This is a genomic window from Spirosoma flavus, from assembly GCF_054778555.1.
Genome location: NZ_BAAGZL010000004.1, coordinates 166,498 through 190,426 on the forward strand (window position 1 = coordinate 166,498; position 23,929 = coordinate 190,426).

Here is a 23,929-nt window from a genome sequence, read left to right on the forward strand (position 1 = left end):
TCGCTGTAGCATCAGCCTGTCGCTACGTATCACTACGTGAACTTTTTACCAAACGCGTTTATGAATTCATCTTTACTTTTCCAAAAACCTACCAGCGGTCTGCAACTATGGCTGCTGGTCATTGCCTTGCTCTCGCTAAGCCTGACGACCCAGGCTCAGACCATTCGCTACGTTAAACCCACCGCCAGTGGTAACGCCAACGGCACCAGCTGGGCCAATGCCAGTAGCGATTTGCAGGCCATGATTAACGCCAGTGGGGTGCAGCAGGTGTGGGTAGCGGCTGGTACCTACAAGCCGGGGGGTAATGCCAATACTAACCGAACTGTTAGCTTCTCAATGAGAAATGGGGTGACGATCTACGGGGGCTTCGCGGGCAACGAAACGGCTCTCAATCAACGCCCGGCGATTAACCCAACCAGTGGACAACCCTCCAGCAGCACCCTCTCGGGTGAAATTGGCAACTCCGGCAGTACTGACAATACCTTTCATGTGGTTAGCAACGACCAGACGGGCATTGACAATACGGCCATTCTGGATGGCTTTGTCATCAGGGGGGGCAATGCCAATGATATTGACAATGGTAACGATGGTACTGGTGGCGGCATGATTAATGTATTTACCAGCCCAACGGTTCGTAATTGTAGCTTCCTCAACAATTCAGCTTCTGATTATGGGGGAGGGGGAATATACAATCTCAGTAGCAATCCCAGTCTGATCAACTGTTTCTTCCAGGGTAATACTACGTCTGGTAATGGCGGAGGGATGTACAATGCTACCAGCAATTCCAGCCTGACCAACTGCGTCTTCCAGACCAATTCCGCTTCTGGTAATGGCGGTGGAATGTACAATGAATCCAGCAGCAGTCCCAACCTGACTGCCTGCTCCTTCCTGAGTAATACCGCTAGCAATGGCGCAGGGCTGTACAATTATAGTAGTAATCCTGGTCTGACCAACTGCGCCTTCCAGAGTAATTCCGCTTCCAGCACTGGCGGAGGAATGTATAACGGAACCAGCAGCAATGCCATCCTGACCAACTGCACCTTCCTGAGCAATACCGCTACTAATGCCGGGGGCGGGGTGTACAATGATCGCAGCAATCCCAGCCTGACCAACTGTTCTTTCCAAACGAATACCGCTAACAGTGGCGGAGGGATATACAATAGTAACAGTACGTACAGCCCGACCAACTGCTCTTTCCTAACTAACTCGGCACTCACTAACGGGGGTGGCATCTACAGCAATTCCAGCAGTGTAGTCAACGCGATTAACGGCTCCTTCCAGGGTAACTCGGCGCTCGTTAGCGGGGGGGCTATCTATACGGAGAGAGCTTGTACGCTGACGAACTGTGTACTATTTGGCAATGGGGCCGCCAATACGCTGGCTACCATTCGTAGTAATGTCACGATAACGCTCCTGTATAGCCTGATTGAGGTTTCTGAAACAGGCTTCACCGACGGAGGCAACAACAGCCGTACGCCCACCTCGCCCTTCACATCCACCACCTCCAACCAGCTCAAAGGCTGTGCCCCAGCCATCAATGCGGGCAGCAGCTCCGCTTATACCACCGCCAATGGACCTGCCAATGATCTGGCGGGCAACACGCGGGTGTTTGGCGGCACGATCGACATGGGGGCTTATGAGTATCAGGCCGCGCCCAGCGCTGGTTTGACCATCACCAATCCAGCTACCACAGTCGCTACGCAGGGGAACTCGTTCAGTGGTACGTTTAATGCATCGGGAGGTACGTCTCCGTATAGTTTTAGCCTGGCCAGTGGTACGTTGCCGACGAGTCTGAGTCTGTCCACAACAGGTAGTTTGAGCGGATCCCTCACGCAGACGGGTAGTTTTTCGATTGCTGTCTGGGCCGTCGATGCCAACGGCTGTTCAAGGATGAGTGCTGCGTATACGTTGACGGTGAATCCAGAACCCTGCCCGCCAGACTTACAGGTTACGAATACCAACGATGCCGGAGCCGGTAGTTTGCGCCAGGCCATGCTCAAGGTAGCCGCAACGACATGCGCGGCTCCTTTTACCATTACGGTCGGCGTAAGCGGTACGATCAATCTGGCCAGTGCACTGCCTGATATTGATAAAAACATAACCTTCATCGGGCCGGGTGCCAGCAATCTGACCATCCGCAGAAACTCGGGCGGTAACTACCGGCTTTTCAACATTATTCCCGACAGAACGGTCCGCTTCGATGGCTTTACACTAGCCAATGGGAGCGCGTCTGATCAGGGTGGGGCGATTTACTTTTCCAGCGGATCGTTGACGGTCGCCAATTGTGTGTTTGTTGATAACCAGGCCGGTTTGATTGCTGGAGCTATACGGAGTGGGGGTAATTTAGTCGTAACAAACTGTCAGTTTGTCAACAACAGGGGTTTGGGAGTCCAGGCCACGGGTGGAGCTATTTCTCAGGCCGGTGGCTCCTGTGCCATTACGAATACTACGTTCACGGGTAATCAGGCCAATGCTGGTGGTGCCTTTTTCAATGACGCGGGCGCGCCAACGCCTATATTTACCAATTGCACATTTAGTGCCAATACGGCTACCGTGTACGGAGGAGGTCTGTGGATACGAGGGGGCGGAACCTTAATAAACTGCACCATTACGAATAATAGCGCAAGCATTGGGGGCGGAATTTCTGCTCCTGACGTAAATGCGACCCTAAAGAACTGTATTTTAGTCGGTAATACGGGCGACTCTGATGCTAATTTAGATGGTACGGCTGCGGCATCATCTTCGTATAATCTTATCGGAGCCAACGGATCTGGCGGATTAACGAACGGTTCCAATGGAAATATTATCAGCGTAAGCAATCCGCTACTGGCTCCCTTAGCCAACTACGGAGGCACAACCCAAACCCACGCCCTGCTGCCAGGTAGCCCAGCCATCAACGCCGGTACGGCCAGTGGCGCACCCAGCACCGATCAGCGGGGCATTAGCCGGGTGAGTACAACTGACATTGGTTCGTTTGAGTCGCAAGGTTTCACGCTGGCGCTCAGTAGTGGTAGTTCGCAAACGGCTACCGCTGGAACGGTCTTTGCCAATCCGTTACGGACAACGGTGAGCAGTGCGAACAATGAGCCAGTAAATGGTGGCGTAGTTACGTATACGGGTCCTGGTTCGGGAGCGGGTATCAATCCAATATCGGTCACGGCCAGTATTGGCAATAATACGGCTTCTGCGTCCGTCACGGCCAACGCCACGGCGGGGTCTTATAACGTAGCAGCCACGGCCAGAGGTGCGTCGCCGACCATCAATTTTAGTCTAACGAATTCGTCGGCGACACCAACTGTTACGGGATTTGCTACGTTGAGTACGTCTGTCTGTGCAGGCAGTCCCATTACCTTCACGGCCACGGTGGGCAACGTAACAGGCAGCTATAACTATACGCTCACCAATGGCAGCAGTACGTCGATAGCTAGTACTACGTCCAGCACGGCCTTCAGCCAGAACCTGACGGCGGCTGGTTCGGGTAGCCAGAGCTTTACGCTGATTGTAAGCGATAACGGGCTGAGTGCCCGATCAGTTACGAACGTAACGGTGGTTCAACCGCCGATTCTCACCATCACCTATCCCGGAACAAGGTTTTGTAATAGAAGTAATCCGCAATTAATAGACCCAGACGGAACTATAACGGCTGATTTCCCAATGGGCTCGGGAGTCTACACGAGCAGCCCGGCCGGACTTTCCATTGTGGCCGCTACGGGACGGGTAAGTACGGTAGCAAGTTCACCCGGTGCCTATACAATCACATATACCTACACCAGTACGGCCGTGTGTTCGGTGGTGACGGCTACCGCAGCCATGACCATTGTAGGTGCCCCTCAGTTTGTTAATTTGAGTCGCATTCAGCCTAGCTGTGCTACGCCCACGGGAACCATCAGTGTTACGTTTACGGGCAATGGTACACTTGAGTATTCCATTAACAACGGCTCCACCTGGCAAACCAGTAACGTATTCAGCGGTCTGGCACCCGGGTCATACGATATTTTGGCGCGTTCGCGAAGCGAGACAGGCTGCGTGAGTAATGTATCGCTTATCTCCATTAATTCGCTTCAGAATACAGTACGTATCAGCTACCCGGCGGGGCCGTATTGCCGGAACGCGTCGACTACTTATACGGCCAGCGTAACAAGCACCGGAGGGCAAGGTACCTTCACCAGTAGTCCGGCCGGATTGAGCATTGATGCAGCTGGTACTATTATCCCGAATGAGAGTGAGCCGGGCAGTTATACGGTCAGTTACGTATCGTCGACCTGTACGAACGTAACGGCAACAGCCGCTATCACCATCGTAGACAACCTTATCATCGGTCTTGACGTGACCCAGCCTACCTGCGCTACGGTTACGGGTACGATCAACGCGAGCGTGACCGGGTTGAGTGGGGTCGAGTATAACCTTAACGGAGGTGCCTGGCAGCCCAGCGGTCTGTTTAGCGGATTGGCCGCCGGTCAGTTGTATACGGTTCGGGCTCGTTTGGCAAGCTCGCCCACCTGCGAGAGCAATCTGACCGACATCCCGATCAATGCTGTTCCTACGCCACCGTCGGTGACGAATCCAAGCGTCACCACGGCTACGATTGGCGTTGCCTTCAGCCAGAGTTTCACGGCGGCGGGTGGCACGGGGAATGCCAGTTTCAGCCTGGCTAATGGTGCTACGTTGCCCCCGGGTCTGACGCTGAACGCTGTGACGGGTGTTTTGAGTGGTACACCTACTGCACTCGGTAGTTTTACGCTTGCGGTGCGGGCTACCAATGCCAATGGTTGTTTTGGGGAGAGTGCTACGTATACGCTGACGGTTCAGGAACCCTTTTCGCCCATCCGTTACGTCAAACAAGGCGGAGCCGGTACGGGCAGCGGTAGTAGCTGGACCAATGCCTCGGCCGATCTGCAAAGTCAGATTAATCTGGCAGGCGTAACGCAGGTGTGGGTAGCGGCTGGTACGTATAAGCCCACCACGACAACCGGGCCAGCTAGCCGTACCATCAGCTTCGTGATGAAGAACGGGGTAATAATCTATGGTGGTTTTGTCGGTAACGAAACCGTTCTTAGTCAGCGTCCATCGATTAATCCGGTAACGGGTCAACCCAGTAGCACTACGTTGAGTGGGGAAATCGGAGATCTCAGCAGTAGAGCCGACAATAGCTACCACGTGATCAACAACGCTCAGACGGGCATCGACAACACGGCGGTGCTGGATGGCTTTGTTATTACGGGCGGTAACGCCAATGGGACTGGTAATGCCGATGGTGGTGGGGGCATGCTCAACGTGTCGAGCAGCCCAACGGTACGTAACTGCAGCTTCCTGGCCAATTCCGCTACCTTTGGCGGGGGCATGCACAATTATACCAGCAGCAATCCCAATGTGAGCAACTGTAGCTTCCTGGCCAATTCGGCTCCTGCTGGCGGAGGGATGTACAATATGTTCAGTAGCAGTCCAATCCTGACTAATTGCAGCTTCCTGACAAACTCCGCTTCCAATGGCGGGGGAGTATACGATGGTAATGGCAGCAGTCCCCGCCTGACCAACTGTAGCTTCCAGGTCAACACCGCTACCAATGGCGGAGGAATGTACAATAGTGGCGGTAGTCCTAGCCTGATCAACTGTAGTTTCCAGGCCAATACCGCTTCTGGCCTGGGTGGGGGGGTATACAATGATAACGGCAGTCCCAGTGTGACTAACTGTAGCTTCCAGGCCAATACGGCTTCTAACAACGGCGGGGGGATGTATACTGAGGGCGGCAATCCCAGCCTGACCAACTGTAGTTTTCAGGCCAATACCTCTTCTTCCAGTGGCGGGGGGGTGTTTACTGTTAACGGTAGTCCTATCCTGACCAACTGCGTGCTCTTCAACAACGGAGGGGTCAAAACATTCGGTGGCAGCATGCGGGTCAGCTACAGCCTCCTCGATGAATCGGTGACTAACTTCACCGACCAGGGCAACAACCTGCGCACCAGGATATCGCCCTTTGCTTCAACCACATCCACCCAGCTCAACGGATGCGCCCCGGCCATCAATACTGGCAGCAACTCCGCTACTGGTCTGAATGGGATCACCACCGATCTGGCGGGTAATCCACGGCGCTACAACAATGGCACCGTGGACATGGGCGCTTATGAGTACCAGGCTACCCCAAACCCTGGACTGACCGTCACCAATCCCTCGATCACTTCGGCTACAGCGGGGACGCCTTTCAGCCAAACCTTCACGGCATCCGGTGGAGTGTCTCCCTACAGCTTCAGTCTGGCTAATGGTGCTACGTTGCCCCCGGGTCTGACGCTAAGCACTACCGATGTGTTGAGTGGGACGCCTACTCAAACGGGTGTTTTCACCCTCACCGTCAGCGCCTTTGACGCGCTGGGTTGTTCAGGAACCAGTGTTACGTACAGGCTGACGGTACAGGATGCGTTTTCACCCATTCGTTACGTGAAGCAGGGGGGAGCCGGTACGGGCAACGGGAATAGCTGGGCCAATGCATCGGCGGATCTGCAAAGCCAAATCGATCTGGTGGGTGTGACCCAGGTGTGGGTAGCGGCTGGTACGTATAAGCCCGGTGGCGATGCCAATTCGGACCAGTCTGTGAGCTTCTCGATGAAGAATGGAGTGGCTATTTACGGCGGATTTGCGAATACGGGCAGTCCCGCCCTGGCGGAACGCAACCCCACTACGTTTACTACGTTACTGAGCGGAGACATTGGTACGCCTGACGACAACAGTGACAATAGCTTTCACGTCATCAGCAATGACGGAAATGGACTCAATGCGACGGCTGTTCTGGATGGTTTTACCATTACGGGTGGTAATGGCGGTGATTATGGCGGAGGGATGTACAACTCGGGGAGTAGTCCGAGCATAACCAACTGCGTATTTCAGGGCAATACCGCCAGCGAAGGGGGTGGTATGTACAACACCAGCAGCAGTCCCGTGCTCAATAATTGCATTTTTCAGACCAATACGGCTTCGGTCGGCGGTGGAATGAATAACGATAACAGCAGCCCAACGCTGACCAGATGCTCGTTCCTGAATAATCAGAGCGATTCGTTTGGCGGAGGGATGAATAATTTCAATACCAGCAATCCGACTTTGATCAACTGCCTGTTTCAGGACAATTCGGGTGGCTTTTACGGTGGAGGAATCAACAATGACAATAGCAATCCATCGCTGACAAACTGCTCGTTTCAAACCAACTCAGGCGGGCTTATTGGTGGGGGAGCCATCTACAATAGCAGCAGCAATCCGGTTCTGACGAACTGCTCGTTTCAGGCTAACACGGGGAATGATGGTGGAGCCATGAACAACCAGAACAGCAGCCCGGTTTTGGTGAACTGCGTGCTGTTCGGAAATGGGGGAGCCAATACAATTTCGGGTTCTGTTTCGGCCAGTTATAGTTTGTTCGAGGCTTCCGAGACGGATTATACCGGTTCAAATAACCTGACTACTACGATTTCTCCGTTCATTTCCGCTACGTCTACCCAACTCAACGGCTGTGCCCCAGCTATCAATACGGGTAGCCCCACAGCTTACAACGGCCCCGGCAACGATCTGGCCGGCAATACACGCGTGTTTGGCGGTACGATCGACATGGGGGCTTATGAGTACCAGGCGGCTCCAAACCCTGGACTGACCGTCACCAATCCGACTACTACTACCGCCACGCAGGGCAGCTTGTTCAGCGGCATGTTTGGCGCATCGGGTGGTACGGCTCCCTACAGTTTCAGTTTGGCCAGCGGTACGTTGCCAACGGGTCTGACGCTGGCTGCGACGGGTGCGTTGAGCGGAACACCGACCCAGACCGGTATTTTCTCCCTCACCGTCAGCGCCCTTGATGCACAGGGCTGTTCAGGGACCAGTGCTCCCTATACCCTCACGGTCAATGCGGCAACGCCAACTATTGCCGGGTTGGCGGCTACGGTTACTCCCGTCTGTGTGGGTAGCCCTATCACCTTTACGGCAACGGTGGGCAACGTAACGGGCTCCTACAACTACACGCTCACCAACGGCAGTAGTACGTCGATAGCCAGTACTACGTCCAGTATGGCTTTCAGTCAGAGTCTGACGGCGGCTGGTTCGGGCAGCCAGAGCTTTACGCTGATTGTGAGCGTGAACGGACAAAGGGCTCAGGCGACAACAACTGTGACGGTCACCAACAGCCCTGACTATCAGCCGTTGGTGGATTTGTATAATGCTACAAACGGAGCTAACTGGACTAACAAGACCGGCTGGCTCAGCGGTTGTGACCCCTGCACAGGTAACGGGGGGCAACCCTGGTTTGGCCTGGCCTGCCGAAACGGGCGGGTAAGCCAGATTGTGTTATACAACAACAACCTGGTGGGCAACCTGCCCGCAAGTCTGAGTGCGCTCACGGGCCTACAGGTGCTTCAGATCAACGGTAACCCTGGGTTGAGCGGGATCATTCCGGCGGGACTAAGTAACCTGACCGCTTTGGTGAGGCTTGAGCTAGATGCTAACGCCTTGACGGGCGGCATCCCAGTTGAACTGGGGAGTCTGACCAATTTGCAGCGACTTGTTCTAAGTAGCAATCAACTGACGGGCAACATCCCGGTTGAACTAGGTAGTCTGACCAATTTGCAGCGACTTTTTCTGAGTAACAATCAGTTGACGGGGGGCATCCCGGCTAGTCTGGGGAGTCTGACCAATTTGCAGGTACTTTATTTAAATGACAATCAGCTGGGGGGCAGCATCCCAGTTGAACTAGGTAGTCTAGCTAATTTGCAAGTACTTTATTTAAATGGCAATCAGCTGACGGGAAACATCCCGGTTGAACTGGGCGGTCTGACCAATTTGCAGACACTGATTCTAAGCAACAATCAGCTGGGAGGCAACATCCCGACTAGTCTGGGTAATCTGACCAATTTGCAGAAACTTTATTTAAATAGCAATCGGCTGGGGGGCAGCATCCCGGCTAGTCTGGGTAGCCTGACCAATTTGCAGGAACTTAACTTAAGCAGCAATCGGCTAGAGGGAAACATCCCGGTTGAACTGGGTAATCTGACCAATTTGCAGAAACTCGATCTACGTAGTAATCAACTCGGGGGCAGCATCCCGGCTAGTCTGGGTAATCTGATCAATTTGCAGGTACTTTATTTACGTAACAACCAGTTGACGGGCTGCTTTCCAGCCTCGCTGACGTCGCTCTGTGGGGGCGGACGTACAATTGATTTTTCAATTAATTCAGGGTTACCAAGAGGAGGAGACTTTGGGACCTTCTGCAGCACGGGCTTTGGTAGTGACGACTTCGTAGCTCAGGTGTCGGCCAGCCAGCCTGCGGTCTGTATCGGTGGTGTGGTGAGTCTGAGCGCCAATGGAGGCAGTGGCTACACCTACAACTGGCTCGTTCCGCCAGGCGCTACGCTGAGCAGCACTACTACGCAGAACGTATCGACCACGTTGACTACTTCAGGGGTGCAGACCTTCACGGTGGTCATCAGTAGTGGCAGCAGTTGCAGCAGCACGGCTACCGTCAGCGTCACGGGTACGGCCGCTCCTACGGTGGCGCTGACCAACAACGGCCCCCTGAGCTGCACGCTGAGTGCGGTCACTCTAACGGCGACGGGCGCTGACTCTTACACCTTCACGAGTGCTGGTGGGACGCTGCTGACAGGCTCGGGCAACACCCGAACGGTCACCACACCGGGTACGTATTCGGTGAGAGGGGCCAGTGCCAGCGGCTGCGTGAGCACCACCAGTACGACCGTTACCACCACGACCGCTACGGTCACGGTGAGCAATCCGACGACCACGACCGCCACCCAGGGCAGCTTGTTCACCGGCATGTTTGGCGCATCGGGTGGTGCGGCTCCCTACAGCTTCAGCTTGGCTAATGGGGCTACGTTGCCCGCAGGTCTGACGCTGGCCGCCACAGGTGTGTTGAGCGGGACGCCAACCCAGACGGGTATTTTCTCCCTCACCGTCAGCGCCCTCGATGCACAGGGTTGTTTGGGAACCAGTGCTACGTATACCCTCACTATCAATGCGGCAACGCCGACAATTACTGGGTTTGCCGCAACGTCTACTTCTGTCTGCGTAGGCAGTCCAGTTACTTTTACCGCGACGGTGGGCAACGTAACCGGCAATTATACGTATACCTTGACGAATGGAACCAGCTCCACAACGGGCTTGAGTGCCAATACCACCTTTAGTCAGAGTCTGACCGCATCGGGTTCAGGGCTTCAAACCGTTACGTTGCGGGTAACCAACAGCAGTCAGACGACCACAGCCACCACCAACGTAACAATAAACAGCCTACCACTAGCTGGCATTCTTACCCCGGCGACCGGTGCTACGTTGACCTGTAGCAATCCGACCCTATCGCTGACGGCCACGGGTGGCGCTATGTATCGCTGGGATGACAATTCGGCCAGTGCGGTGCGTCCGGTGAGCAGCAGCGGTACGTATTCGGTCACGGTCACCTCGGCGGTTGGCTGTACGGCTATCGCCAGCACGACTATCACTCAGGATAACAGTGTGCCTTCGGTGAGCATCACACCATCCATCGGAACACCGACCGGCGCTACGTTGACCTGCGCCACGCCGACCATAAGTCTGAGTGCAATAGGTACAGGAACGTACTTGTGGAGTACCAGCGCGGTTACGTCCTCGATTAGTGTGACGGCTGGTGGCACGTATTCGGTTACCTTAACAGGGGCAAACGGTTGTTCCAGCACGGCATCCATCGGCATAAGCGCCGACCAGACTCCGCCTTCAATCAGTATCAGTCCGGTGAGCGCTACGTTAACCTGTGCTACGCCAACGGTGAGTTTGAGTGTGGTAGGCAGCGGTTCGCTACGTTGGAATACGGGGGCCACCACGCCAGGTATTTCGGTTTCTGCTATTGGTACGTATTCGGTTACGTTGACCGCGGCTAATGGTTGCACGGCAACGGCTCAGGCTCAGGTGGTTCAGGATAACAGCGTGCCTTTGGCCAGAATCCTTTCGCCAGCCAGCACTACATTGAGTTGTACGACAACGAGCATCAGTCTAACGGCTACCGGTGGGGGAACGTATCGCTGGGATGATAACTCGACCAGCGCGGTACGTAGCGTAACAGCTTCGGGTACGTATTCGGTCACGGTTACGTCGGCCAACGGATGTACGGTTACTACGTCGGTTCAGATCTTCCAGGACAACAGTGTGCCTTCGGTGAGCATCAATCCGAGCATCGGAACGCCGACTGGCGCTACGTTGACCTGTGCCACACCGACCTTGAGTCTGAGTGCTGTGGGTAATGGTTCGCTACGTTGGAGTACGGGGACCACTACGTCGGTCATCAGCGTTACGTCGGCGGGCACGTATTCGGTTACCTTAACGGCTACCAACGGCTGTACAGCCAGTACGGGTATTGCTGTAGTGGCGGATCAATTGGCACCTGCTGTTGGTATTAATCCAACTTCAGCGACGTTAACCTGTGCTACGCCAACAGCCAGTTTGACCGCAGTTGGAACGGGAACGTATCGCTGGAATACCGGAGCAACAACATCCGTCATCAGTGCTACGTCGGCGGCTGCTTACTCCGTCACGGTGACGGCGGCCAATGGTTGTTCAGCTACGGCTTTAGCTCAGGTTGTTCTGGATAATTCGCTGCCTGTAGTGACTATTAATCCGATCAGCGCTACGTTGAGTTGCGCAACACCTACCGTTAGCCTATCCGCTCAAGGGGCAGGCACGTATCGCTGGAGCAATGGAGCCACTACGCCGGTCATTTCGGTAAGTACGGCCAACACCTACTCGGTAACGCTGACAGGTGCCAACGGGTGTACGGCCATCGCTTCGGCGCAGGTATTCCAGGACAATAGCCAGCCTACGGTTACGATTAGACCATCGATCGGAACGCCGACCAGTGCTACATTAACTTGTGCCAATCCAGTCGTGAGCCTAAGTGCGGTAAGCAGTGGTACGTATCGCTGGAATACGGGAGCTGTTACCCCTTCAATCAGCGCTACGTCCACCGGTATTTATTCGGTTACGTTGACGGGTAGCAATGGCTGTACGGCCAGCGCGTCAATAGAGGTCTTCCAGGATAGCAATCTGCCTACGGTGAGTATCAATCCATCCAGTGCTACGTTGACTTGCGCCAGTTCGTCGGTGAGTCTGAGTGCGGTTGGAGTTGGTACGTATCGGTGGAGCACCGGAGCTACTACGTCAGTGATTAGTGCTACGTCCGCCGGTACCTACTCGGTTACGTTGACGGGTAGCAATGGCTGCACGGCTACAGCTACGGCTCAGGTTACTCAGGATAGTAATCTGCCGATGGTGAGTATCAATCCATCCAGCGCTACGTTAACCTGTGCTAATCCAACCATGAGTTTGAGTGTCGTTGGGGCAGGGACGTATCGGTGGAGCACCGGAGCGACTACCGCTAGCATTAGTGTGAGTACGGCTGGTACGTATTCAGTGACCTTAACGGGGACCAACGGGTGTACAGTCATTGCTTCGGCGCAGGTATTTCAGGATAATACATCACCTGTAGTAGCGATCTCGGCTAATCCGTCGCTTACTATTGCAACTGGACAAAATACGACACTTACGGCGAGCGGTGCGACTACGTATCAATGGTCGACTGGGGCGAATGGTAACGCCATCGTTGTCAATAGCGCAGGGCCTTATTCGGTTACTGGTTTCGTTGGCAACTGCTCTGCTCAGGCTTCGGTCACGGTTTTCCAGATCAACCAGCCAACCGGTCCGTTTGCCATTACGGGCGTTACGACCAACAACTGTCAGCAGATTGCCGCCAACCGCTACGTGGTCAGCTTCACACCCCAGTACAGCGGACTCAACGGGCAGCCCGTCAGCTTCTCGGTGCTCAACGAAATGGTGCCCACCACGGCACCGGGCCCCTACACCCTCCAGTTCTACACTGATAATTCGCCCGTTATCCTGAAAGCGCAACAGACTGGTACGGCGGGAGAGGTATCCTACACCTATAACTGGCTGGCGAGTTGCAGTAACCCGCAACCCAACACCCCGCCACGCGTCAATCAGCCGCTAACCGATCAGGTGGCGCGCGTAGGCGAGGGCTTTGGGTATACGATTCCTCAATTTACATTCACTGACAACGAGTCACCCCAAAGTCTGGTGCTGAGCGTGAGTGGACTGCCGGCGGGGTTGAGTTTCAGTCCACCGACTCAGATTGGGGGCGTACCCAGCATGACAGGCGTGAATACAGTGACCGTGACGGCCACCGATCCACAGGGACTGAGCGTGAGCGCCAGTTTCCGACTGACGGTTGTGGATCAAAATGCCGCCAATACCCCGCCTGCGTTGGTTAATCCGGTAGCGAATCAGGTGGCTCTTGTTCAGCAATCCTACAGCCTCAATCTGGCGTCTACCTTCACCGATGCTCAGACGCCCAATGGTCTTACGCTGACAGCCAGCGGGTTGCCAATGGGCCTGATGCTGACGGGCACTACGTTGTCGGGTACGCCTTCTCAGACGGGTACATCAACCGTCACGTTGACGGCTACTGATCCGGGTGGACTTACCGCTTCGACGAGTTTTGGTTTCACGGTGCAACCCGCTTCGGCTACCGCCACGGGTAGCTTCGCCATCACCGGGGTGAGTCCGATCACCTGTACGCAGGTCGCCAACAACCGCTACACCATCAGCTTTACTCCGCAGTACGTGGGGCTTAATGGACAAACCATCACTTTCCAGGTGGTCAACGAACTGGCTCCTACCACAGCCCCCGGTCCGTATTCATTGCAGCTTTACAATGACAATCCGACGATTGTGCTCAAAGCCAGCCAGGCCGGTAGTGCGGGTGAGGCTTCGTTCCGCTACGACTGGCTGGCGAGTTGCAGTAACCCGCAGCCCAACACTCCTCCGCGAGTGAATCAGCCGCTTACCGATCAGGTGGCGCGCGTGGGCGAAGGCTTTGGTTACAGCATTCCGCAGTTGACCTTCACTGATAACGAGTCACCCCAAAGTCTAGTGCTGACGGTGAGCGGATTGCCGGCGGGGTTGAGTTTCTCGCCACCGACTCAGATTGGCGGAGTGCCGAGTATGTCGGGCGTGAGCACGGTGACGGTAACGGCCACCGATCCGCAGGGGCTGAGTGTGAGCACATCGTTTCTGATCACCGTGCAACCGGCCAGTACGACGGTGGTGGTGCCCCCAACACCGGCTGGCTTCGCCATCACGGGTGCCCAGGTGGTGAGTTGTGAGTCGATCGGTGCCAACCGCCGGGCGATTCGGTTGATGCCCCAATACAGTGGGGTAACGGGTGAGCCGATTAGTTTTTCGATCGTGAACGAGTTGCTACCCACTACGGCGAGCGGTCCTTACCGGCTGGAGTTGTACACCGACAATACAGTGCTTCGGCTGCGGGCACAGCAGGGCAGCGCCAGTGCCAGTTATGACTACAACTGGCTGGCGGCATGTATAACTGCCGCCCGTCAGGGGGTTGACGAATCGAAGAAAGTGATGCAGGTGCGCGTGCTGGGTAATCCAGTCGAAGGTGATTGGGTGCGGGTACAGGTGAGCGACGTGGCAGGGCAGAAAGTCGATCTGAGTCTGATAAATCAGCAAGGGCAACTAGTTGGAAAACAGCAAATTGTCGAAGCGGGTCAGTCAGATATCGTCAGTTTGCCGATCCGCGGTCAATCGGGCGTACTCATTCTGAAGGTGCAAGCGAATCAGCAAAGCCAGCAATTGAAAGTGATCATTCGTTAAGAAATCGTTAAAAAATAGATTCCTGTCTCCTCCGAAACAAAGTCATTTAGGCGAAAGCCTGGATTTTGAGCAGAAGGAGGCAGGAATTTCCAATTAATAACCGAACCTGCTGACGTATTGACGAGTGACCAGCGAGCTGGTTAGCATGTCCCAACACTGTATCCTATATGGATTGTAGAACGACTTAGCTGGTTGCTTTTCACCCATACCGATACAGATGGAGAAAGCCTAATCCTTTTTGTATCCAGATGCTTAAAAAGAGCAAAAGAATGCCTAAAACGGATTAATGCAGAAGCCTTCGTAATACTAGTTTTGTCATGTCTTAAGGCCTATGCCTGAGCGCATTACCATCTAACCCATAAAATGATAATAAAATCTACGTACCCTCCAAAGGTGTATGCCATTGGCTACAGCCTTTTGGTTGGCCTTCTCCTTTGGCTGGGAAGCTCAACTACCGTCCTTGGTTTGCCGAGTCCAACCGGCGCCAATCAACCGCCCGTTGCCGTTGCTACGTCTACGACGCTAGCAGGCTCCTCACCGCTCAGCGTTACGTTTACCGGAAGCAAATCCTACGACCCCGATGGCGATCCCATTACCTATCTATGGGATTTTGGAGATGGCACTACGTCCACCCAGGCCAATCCTGTTCATGTGTTTACGCAAACGCGTGGAAGACAGGGTATTATTGTGCAGAGCTATACCGCCAAACTCACGGTGTCCGACAATAAAGGTGGTATCAGTGTGAGCACCAACTTCTTTGTGAGTATTCCTAATACGGCCCCAACAGCCAGGATTAGTAACCCGGCTAATAATGATAAATATGTCCTCGACAAAGCGACCATCTACACCGCAGCCGCGACCGTTACCGATGAGCTTCCCAACGATCTGACCTACGCCTGGACCGCCAAACTGCGACGTAACAACCGGAATATGCTGGTGAAAACTGCGGGTGGGGCTAAGCCGAACTTCGACATCTTGCCGATTGGCTGTGACGGAGAAGATTCGTACTACGTTATCTCATTGAAAGTAACGGATTTGGGCGGACTTTCCTCAACAGTAGATTCCGTTAAAATCTACCCCGATTGTAGCAAGCCTACACTCAATGTCGCAGCTCTGACCGCTACTCCGATCAGTAGTACCAGTGTGCGGCTCAACTGGACCAACCCCAGCGTGACGTTCGACGATGTGCTGGTCGTAGGCAAAGCGGGGGCGGGGTTCACCGAGATTCCGAACAGTGCTACGTATGCCACCAGCAATAGTTTCACTGCTACGAACACGGCGCTTTTTGGTGGAAAGGCGTTATACCAGGGAACGTCTACCTCGTTGGTAGTAACCGATCTGACGCCGGGGCAAACCTATTATTTTCGGGTATATACACGCAAGGGAACGGCTCCATCGACTGGTGCCGTGTGGAATGCCGGTATAGAGGTAAACACGAAATCGTCAGCCGTCAACCGACCGCCAGTGGTCGTAGCTACGTCGACTTCGTTATCCGGTACATCTCCGCTGAGCGTTACGTTCACCGGCGACAAATCCAGTGATCCTGACGGTGATCAGCTTTTCTATGAATGGGCGTTTAGTGATGGCACATATTTGAACGTAGCGAATCCGGTGAAGGTATTCACCACCCAAACAGGACCGCACGGATCAGGAACCATTAACAATTTTACAGGTCAACTCACGGTGACGGATAGTAAAGGGCAACGTAGTACGAGTCAGGTATTTTATATCTCGCTCCAGAAGGCTAATCAAGCCCCGGTTGCTGTGGCTACGTCGACTTCATTGTCCGGTACGTCTCCGCTGAGCGTTACGTTCACCGGCGACAAATCGTCCGATCCCGACGGCGACCCTATTACGTATGAATGGGATTTCGGGGATGAAAGTATTTATGGGACCGAAGCCAATCCCGTCCATGTTTTCTCTGCCAAACCCGCCAAAAATGGTATCGGACAGATTCTTAACTACACAGTGCGGCTTACCGTCATCGATAACAAAGGGTTACGTAGCTCAGTGCAGTCCTTCTACGTATCCCTGACCCCCACAGGCTCTGTTTTGAGTGTTGAGCCCGACAAATGTTACCGGATCGTTTCCCGAGTGAGTGGTAAGGTGCTGGGCGTAGAAGGTAGTTCTCTGGAAGATGGTGCCCTGGTTCGCCAGCGTACCGATGCCAGTCAGCAATCGCAGCGCTGGCGGTTCGAAGCCACCAACAATGGCTATTACAAAATCGGCGCGGTGCATAGCAACAAAGTCATCGACGTATTGTGGGGATCGCAGCAAAATGGGGCCGCCTTGCAACAATGGACGTTCAACGGAAACTGGAGTTACAACCAGCATTTCGCCCTGCAACGTAACGCCAGCGGTTATTTTCAGATCGCTGCCCGGCATTCAGGTAAGGCGCTCGAAGTGCAGAATGGCAATTCTGACGAAGGAGGTTTAGTGGTTCAGAATGCACCGAACGGAGGTAATAACCAGCAGTGGCTCATTGAAGAGCGTGCTTGTTCGACCACTACGTCTCCGCCTTCTTCAACCACTACCGCTCCACCATCAACGCCGGTCGCAAGCATTGATCCGGCCAAGTGTTACAAAATCCAGTCACGTAGCAGCGGGCTGGTGCTGAACGTACCGAATGGCTCTTACGATGATGGGGTTAACCTGCGCCAAAACGCCAATACCGATCAGGCCTGGCAGAAATGGCGGCTAATCCCGACCGACGGAGGGTTTTACAAAATGGTCGTACTGCACAATCAGAAAGGAATTCAGGTGCCCGGTTCCTCGACGGCGGATGACGTTCTGCTGGAACAATGGACGTACTGGGGAGGTAATCATCAGCAATGGGCGGTGCAACGTAACGCCGATGGTTTCTATACGTTCAGCAATCGGAATTCTAACAAAGCAGTTACGGTTCGGAACGCCAGTACGATCGATGGTGCTGCGATCACTCAGCAGACCTTGGGAACCGGACAGAATCAGCAGTGGAGCGTTTCGGAGACCACGTGTCCGGCGGGGGCTAGATCAGGTATTGATGAAGTGAGTGCTACGTTCAGTCTGTGGCCAAATCCGGCTAGTGATCATGTATTGATTGATCTGCGTTCGGCTCTTGGTCAACCGGTTGGGCTGCAACTGAATGATATTTCGGGACGACCAGTCCAGCAGAAGCAGGTGGACGTAGCAACCGAAGAACCCTACCGCTTGAATCTTGGTCAGTTACCGAATGGCTTGTATCTGATGCAGATTAAGCCCGCCGGGCAATCTCCTGCTACGTTGCGGTTACTGATTCAGCGATAACGTAGCGTCTTTAACATAAATAGTCCAGTGGTCAGCTTGAGGTTTCACCTCAGCGTTTGATCACTGGACTATTTGTATAAGGGTGCGATTAACCTGCCGGCAACACGTAAAGCAAGATACTATTTACGCTACGCTGTCAAACGTTTCTTGCTGGCAGAAAACAACCTGTGGCTTAACGTAGCGTTTGCGCTTTTACGCCTTCAACCGTGATCTTGACAGGTTTGATGCCGCCTTTTTCATCGAAATACATCCGGTCGATGCAGGTTTCTCGGTGGTTGCCGTCGGTTTCGGTAAGAGGGCGTCGATGGTAAATAATGTACCAGTCGTCGGTATTGGGGATCTGAATCACCGAGTGATGCCCGGCACCTTTGGCCACCGTTGGGTCTTGCTGAAGAATTTTACCAACGCGCTCAAACGGGCCAAATGGCGATGAGGACGTAGCGTAGGCAACCGAATAATTTGGCCCCGTCCAGCCCCCTTCCGACCACATAAAGTAGTACGTACCGTTACGTATAAACATAATTGGTCCTTCTACATAGTTTTTAGGGGTTATTTCCCGATACATAGTGCCGTCGGGGAAGGGCAGAAAACCGGTAAAATCATCCTTCAGCCGAGCCATGTTACAGTGGCCCCAGCCGCCGTAAATGAGGTAGTACTGCCCATCTTTGTCTTTAAAAACAAACTGGTCGATGGGTTGCGCGCCGTTGTGAATCTGACCAACTAGGGGTTTTCCTAAATAATCCTTGAAAGGCCCTGCCGGATTGTCGGCCACCGCTACACCAATGCCCCCTACTTCTTTTTTGTCATCGTGAATGTCATTCGCTCCGAAAAATAAAAAGTATTTCCCCTCTTTTTCCACGATAGCGGGTGCCCACATGGCCCGCTTCGCCCATTTAACCGCCGTTGAATCCAGGATACGGCTGTGTTTGGTCCAGTTTACCAAATCCGACGACGAAAACGCATCAAAAAATATCTGCTCATTATAAGGTGCCGAATATGTTGGGTAGACCCAATATTCTTTTCCGAAAATAACCCCTTCCGGATCGGCGTACCAGCCCGGAAAAATAGGATTTCCGGATGACGTTTTCTGGGCAAAACCCACCAACGTAGTGAGCGAAATGAGCGTGAGCAGGAATGTAGTACGTAGACAATTCATAGTGGAAAAATAAAAGCGCCAATAAATGCGCACCCGTAGATGGTCATGTATTGGCGTAAAGATAAAGCGACAGGACTTCTGTTCCAGCCAGATCAGGGCGTTACGTCAGGAAAAACCTATGAATGGTCAAAAATCATCCGCCAGCCATCTTTCGTTTTTGCCCAGACCGTCGTAAACCAGCCAGTCCGATCAGGCTTTTCGCCCCCGCTAAGCACGTACTGACCCGTTACCAGTGCATTCTCTTTGCCTAGCAAGCGTACGTTAACATGCTGGTAACGTAGCATTTGCAGCGGACGGCCTGTTTTCCAGAACCCATTTTTCATGGTATTCTCAATTACTTCGACCCCACCTCGCGGACCATTGGGCCCCATTTCCTGCGCGTCGGGCGTGTAAGCGCCGAGGTATTGTTGCAAATTCCCCCGATTCCAGCCTGCCGACGTAGAATCGAGCGCCTGACGAATCTGGGCTTCATCGGTGGGCTTCGGTTTCGCGAAACCTGCTAAGCCTGCCAGTAAAAGGAAGACGGTGAGCATGAAGACTTTCTTCATGGTCAAAAAGCGTTGGTTATTCATAAGCAAGTGAGGTTAAGATGGGCATTTAAAGTACAGAAAATTCCATTTGAATACCAATTGCCCCGGTTCAGACAAAAGGGCCTGTTTAGGTCAGCCTTCGCCTGTTGTTTTGCTTCATAATTCAGTAAAACAACAAGATACATGAACCAGACTCTTTTAAACTCAGCAATTTATCCCCTTTATGGTAGAAGATTGTATCTGATATTGAGGCAATTGCTTGCTTCACTCATTCAGTTTTACAAATGGCTCTGTCTAAAAATTACTATTTCGATGCCAATCTACGGTATCACGATAGTAATTATTCTGATCACCAGTGCCTGTAAGAAAGGAAACGATCCCCTCCCGGCCAGCGCATCGGTTGTTGGCAAGACGTATCAAATTATTTCATTCACGCTCAATCCGGCGCTTGACCTCGATAATGATGGTATAGCTGATACCGATCTTACGCTGCTTTTTAGTGATTGCCGGAAAGATGATACCGTTACGTTCGAAACGGGCGGTAAAATCCTGACAGGCTTTGGTACGTCGAAATGTACGAGCGATGATAACGCCGACCGAAATGGCGGAACCTGGACATACGATCAAAGCAGAAACGTAGTGAAAACGACCGATAAAAACGATCCGACAGTAATTACGGAATGGGCGGTAGAGGCATCGGGCAACACGCTACGTTCTGTTGAGCAGTTTGACGCGAGTGGGGTTACGTACACAAGTACGCTGGTGATGAAAGCGATCTAAACCTATAAAATTACCGGAAGCGAGTGCTACGTAGTTTCGTATAATAGACAGCTAAGAGGGTGGATACTAACTTACTACGTAGTACTCGCTTCCGGTATGTACGTTCCATGAAAACGTTTTTACTATGGCTGGGCATACTTCTCGTTATTATGCTCAGCGGTTGCCGTGCGGAGCTTACACCCAACGAACCAGCGCCTTTATTTCAGACCGTAACGATTGCGGAAGAGCAACAAGTGAACGTGCTGGACGGCTTAACGATACGTATCGACGAAATCACCGACAGCCGGTGTCCTGCCGGGAAACAATGCATTTGGGCCGGTAGTGCCGACGTCGTGATTACGGCTGCTCTAGGTTATGATTCTCAGGCGTTGAGTTTGTGTCTGGGCGCTTGCCGGGAGGGTCGTAACACCCGTGATTCGGTTGATGTGTATTTGAAAAAAGCTCACTACCGCATCGTGCTGGCGGATTTAAAAATATACCCCGACGTAACGCCCAATCTACCGCGTGAAGCGGTCTTAGAAACCAGACGACTTTAGCAGCAGCGCTCCGGGAATGATAAATTTTCACGACATGAAACCGTATTTTTTCTTACTTATTTTCTGGGCTTTTTCAGTAGCAGGCTGTAAGAAGACGGGCGGAGCCGATACGATTCAACCCCAAAAAGGCTACGTCAGCGGAACCGTCACCGACACGAGGGGTGAGCCTATTGTGAACGCTATTGTCTTTATCAGCAGTACAGGGCCTTACTCAAACGGTGCATCGGCCCATACGGATGCCAAAGGAAGTTACCGGCTCAAAATGGACTACGGTTCGTATCGAATCTATGCTACGTTCGAAAAGGCATATGCAGGAACTATCTATAATATACAGCTAAATCCCAGTAATTCAGATAGTTTTTCGGAAAACGACAGTCCAGTTATTAATTTCCAGTGGGTGCTGTCTGGCAAGAAACCAATACCACTTCAGGGCTATTTTGGCGGATACATCGGGCTATATCAGGGCGATTCCAATATCCCGAAAAATGAAGTTGAGTTTACATTTACGCCGTTAGAACTTATTGATGGTACTACGTCGGCGAAACCTATTGTGAAAAAAGCAACGGATGTTAGCACACAGTATCTGGAAGATTTGCCATTGGGAAAATACAAAGTGAGTGCCGTGCACAAACCTACGCGGGGTACGGCGAAGGCAATTGCGTTGAAAAATAAAGATACCGGCGAGGTAAGTTCGGTGGGTGGTAGCATCAACGTAGTGTTCAGGCCAGAATCGAGCGGATTTTATCGGGCTAATATTGAGTATTTCGAACCCTGAAAAGTTATAAACCGAGCCGTGTTTCGCTTGTCGGGTTATAATCTCATTTGACCGAAGAACGTACCGTTTCATTACCCTTTTTATACGCTTCATCACGAATCCAGTGTTCAACTGGGTGGATTTTGCAGATGTTTACCGATTGTTTATGGCCTTCCCGTATGACGCGATTCGTTGAAAAACTCATTCTGCAAGCCGGATTTACGGTCACGGTTCGGCAATTCTGGCGATATGCCCTTGTCTTCTGGAGCGCGCTGGCCCTTGTTTCGTACGCGCAGCATACAATCCTCTGGTTGCTGGGCCTTAGCCGGCAAATGCATTTCTCAGAATCGTTGCACTGGCTGATCGTGTACGTGAGCTGGCTGGGATTTACACCCGTCATTCTGTATGCCGGACAGCGTTTTCCCGTTCGATTCAGTTGCAGCGATCGTTCGTGGCTAAAGGGTGTTGCTGCTCATGTGCTTTTATCGTCGGGCTTTGGCTTTTTCGTGTCGCTGATCGCTTTTGGCTTGTTGCGCCCCATTCACGCGTACGAAACCGGCGAGTGGCTTGGGACGAAAAGCATACTAATCTGGTTTTTTTACGAATACAGTTTGACAATTACTACGTATCTGCTGGTGGTAGTTGGTTACAGCATTGTAGTTTATTCACGGCAGAATCAGGCACTTCATCAACAAAATCTAACTTATGAACTCAACAATGAACAACTCAAGACCCAACTGGCCAATGCGCAGCTGCAATCGCTGAAAATGCAGTTGAATCCGCATTTTCTGTTCAACACACACCACGCCATTGTGAGTCTGATGATGCAGAATGAAACGCATAAGGCTATCGATATGGTCACGGCGCTGAGCGATTTACTACGTGGGGTACTGGTCCAGCAGGATACCAATTTCATTACCCTCCACGATGAATTAATGCTCACTCAAAAGTACCTGGCTATTCAGGAGATACGCTTTCAGGACCGGCTTCGGATTGACTATGCTATCGACCCTGCTACCGAACAGTGCCGGGTGCCGCAATTACTGCTTCAGCCGTTGGTGGAGAACGCCATTACACACGGCATTGCCGATTTAACCCACAACGCGCTGATCCGTATCAGTACGCAAAAGCAGCCGGGTAAATTACTCATTACCATTTACGACAATGGTGTGGGCAAACGGTCGAAGCGATCAGATGGTACCGGTTTAGGGCTGACTAACACGCGCTTACGGCTGCAGCAGGCCTATGGCGTAAATGCCCACCTCGAGATATCGCAGCCGCCCGTTGGGGGCACGGCCGTCACCCTTTCTTTTCCCTGTAAAGCCAAACTTGAAACTGTTGCTGCTTATGACAACGTATCGCTCGCTTATCATTGATGATGAGTTGCTGGCCCGAAAGGTCATCCGCACGTTTCTACAAAACGATACGTCAGTTGAGGCTGTCGATGAAGCGGCCAATGGCACCGACGCGGTCATAAAAATCATTCAGCAACGCCCCGATTTGATTTTTCTGGATATTCAGATGCCCGAACTGGACGGTTTCGACGTACTGAAGCAAATCTGGCCGCATCACCAGCCCGCCATTGTGTTTACGACGGCTTATGACCAGTACGCGCTACGTGCCTTCGAGGTGAATGCAATTGATTATCTGCTCAAACCATTCAATGAACTGCGATTTACGCAAGCATTGAGTCGCGCTAAAGAGCGACTTGGCCAATTACCGCAACAACGCATCGATACGTTATTAAATCAGTTGGCAACCGAACCGTCGAGAGTTAACGATGTTTACCAACGGCGGATATTGGTAAAAGAAACGGGACGTATGTATCTGGTGAAAACGGAAGATATCAGTTACCTGGATGCTGACGGGAATTACATTACGTTACATGCTAACAACCAACGGTATACTATATACGAAAGCCTGACCAGTCTGGAAGCCCGACTCGATCCGGCGGATTTTGTACGTATCAATCGGTCGTATATCATCAATTTAAATTACGTCGAAACGGTCGAAACGTATTTCAATGGCGAATACCTGGTGAAGCTTCAGACGGGTCAGCAGCTCAAATGGACCCGTAATTACCGGGAAAATTTAAAAGCGTTTTACGCGAAAGCGATATGAGGAGTTATAAAGTTGTAAGGTTATAGGGTTATAAAGTTTTTAAGGCGCCAGCCGACTTTACAACTCTATAACC

9 protein-coding genes are annotated in these 23,929 nt (G+C 52.6%); 7 read left to right on the forward strand and 2 right to left on the reverse strand.

What is annotated here, in order from left to right:
* The first annotated feature begins 60 nt into the window (after positions 1-60).
* Positions 61-14,694, forward strand: coding sequence for a putative Ig domain-containing protein (locus tag ACYVF1_RS21200; RefSeq protein WP_461082586.1), 14,634 nt, complete (start codon positions 61-63; stop codon positions 14,692-14,694).
* Positions 14,695-15,057: 363 nt separating this feature from the next.
* Positions 15,058-17,979 (forward strand): RICIN domain-containing protein, encoded by a 2,922-nt coding sequence (locus ACYVF1_RS21205; protein WP_461082588.1) that lies wholly within the window; start codon positions 15,058-15,060, stop codon positions 17,977-17,979.
* A 172-nt stretch (positions 17,980-18,151) separates the two neighbouring features.
* Here the strand turns inward: ACYVF1_RS21205 and ACYVF1_RS21210 are convergent, their stop codons facing one another.
* Together ACYVF1_RS21210 and ACYVF1_RS21215 are read right to left on the reverse strand one after the other, a co-directional pair.
* A complete protein-coding gene (locus ACYVF1_RS21210) occupies positions 18,152-19,135 on the reverse strand; it encodes a glycoside hydrolase family 43 protein (protein ID WP_461082590.1) in 984 nt (327 codons plus the stop codon).
* Positions 19,136-19,251: 116 nt separating this feature from the next.
* On the reverse strand, positions 19,252-19,707 hold the full coding sequence (locus ACYVF1_RS21215) for a YybH family protein (RefSeq protein ID WP_461082592.1): 456 nt from the start codon (positions 19,705-19,707) through the stop codon (positions 19,252-19,254).
* A gap of 270 nt (positions 19,708-19,977) precedes the next feature.
* Between ACYVF1_RS21215 and ACYVF1_RS21220 the strand changes: the two genes are divergently transcribed.
* The 5 genes from ACYVF1_RS21220 (at position 19,978) to ACYVF1_RS21240 (ending at position 23,856) form a co-directional block, all read left to right on the forward strand.
* Positions 19,978-20,445 (forward strand): hypothetical protein, encoded by a 468-nt coding sequence (locus ACYVF1_RS21220; RefSeq protein WP_461082594.1) that lies wholly within the window; start codon positions 19,978-19,980, stop codon positions 20,443-20,445.
* A 107-nt stretch (positions 20,446-20,552) separates the two neighbouring features.
* A complete protein-coding gene (locus ACYVF1_RS21225) occupies positions 20,553-20,981 on the forward strand; it encodes a hypothetical protein (RefSeq protein ID WP_461082596.1) in 429 nt (142 codons plus the stop codon).
* Positions 20,982-21,015: 34 nt separating this feature from the next.
* A complete protein-coding gene (locus ACYVF1_RS21230; protein WP_461082598.1) occupies positions 21,016-21,756 on the forward strand; it encodes a carboxypeptidase-like regulatory domain-containing protein in 741 nt (246 codons plus the stop codon).
* A gap of 158 nt (positions 21,757-21,914) precedes the next feature.
* Positions 21,915-23,111 (forward strand): sensor histidine kinase, encoded by a 1,197-nt coding sequence (locus ACYVF1_RS21235; protein ID WP_461082600.1) that lies wholly within the window; start codon positions 21,915-21,917, stop codon positions 23,109-23,111.
* Positions 23,083-23,856 (forward strand): LytR/AlgR family response regulator transcription factor, encoded by a 774-nt coding sequence (locus ACYVF1_RS21240; protein ID WP_461082602.1) that lies wholly within the window; start codon positions 23,083-23,085, stop codon positions 23,854-23,856. The genes ACYVF1_RS21235 and ACYVF1_RS21240 overlap by 29 nt, the downstream gene beginning before the upstream one ends.
* The last annotated feature ends 73 nt before the right edge of the window (positions 23,857-23,929 follow it).

Coding starts and splice junctions, on each gene's coding strand:
- ACYVF1_RS21200 (WP_461082586.1), top strand. CDS start 61: ATGAATTCATCTTTACTTTTCCAAAAACCTACCAGCGGTCTGCAACTA.
- ACYVF1_RS21205 (WP_461082588.1), top strand. CDS start 15,058: ATGATAATAAAATCTACGTACCCTCCAAAGGTGTATGCCATTGGCTAC.
- ACYVF1_RS21210 (WP_461082590.1), bottom strand. CDS start 19,135: ATGAATTGTCTACGTACTACATTCCTGCTCACGCTCATTTCGCTCACT.
- ACYVF1_RS21215 (WP_461082592.1), bottom strand. CDS start 19,707: ATGAATAACCAACGCTTTTTGACCATGAAGAAAGTCTTCATGCTCACC.
- ACYVF1_RS21220 (WP_461082594.1), top strand. CDS start 19,978: ATGCCAATCTACGGTATCACGATAGTAATTATTCTGATCACCAGTGCC.
- ACYVF1_RS21225 (WP_461082596.1), top strand. CDS start 20,553: ATGAAAACGTTTTTACTATGGCTGGGCATACTTCTCGTTATTATGCTC.
- ACYVF1_RS21230 (WP_461082598.1), top strand. CDS start 21,016: ATGAAACCGTATTTTTTCTTACTTATTTTCTGGGCTTTTTCAGTAGCA.
- ACYVF1_RS21235 (WP_461082600.1), top strand. CDS start 21,915: ATGACGCGATTCGTTGAAAAACTCATTCTGCAAGCCGGATTTACGGTC.
- ACYVF1_RS21240 (WP_461082602.1), top strand. CDS start 23,083: ATGACAACGTATCGCTCGCTTATCATTGATGATGAGTTGCTGGCCCGA.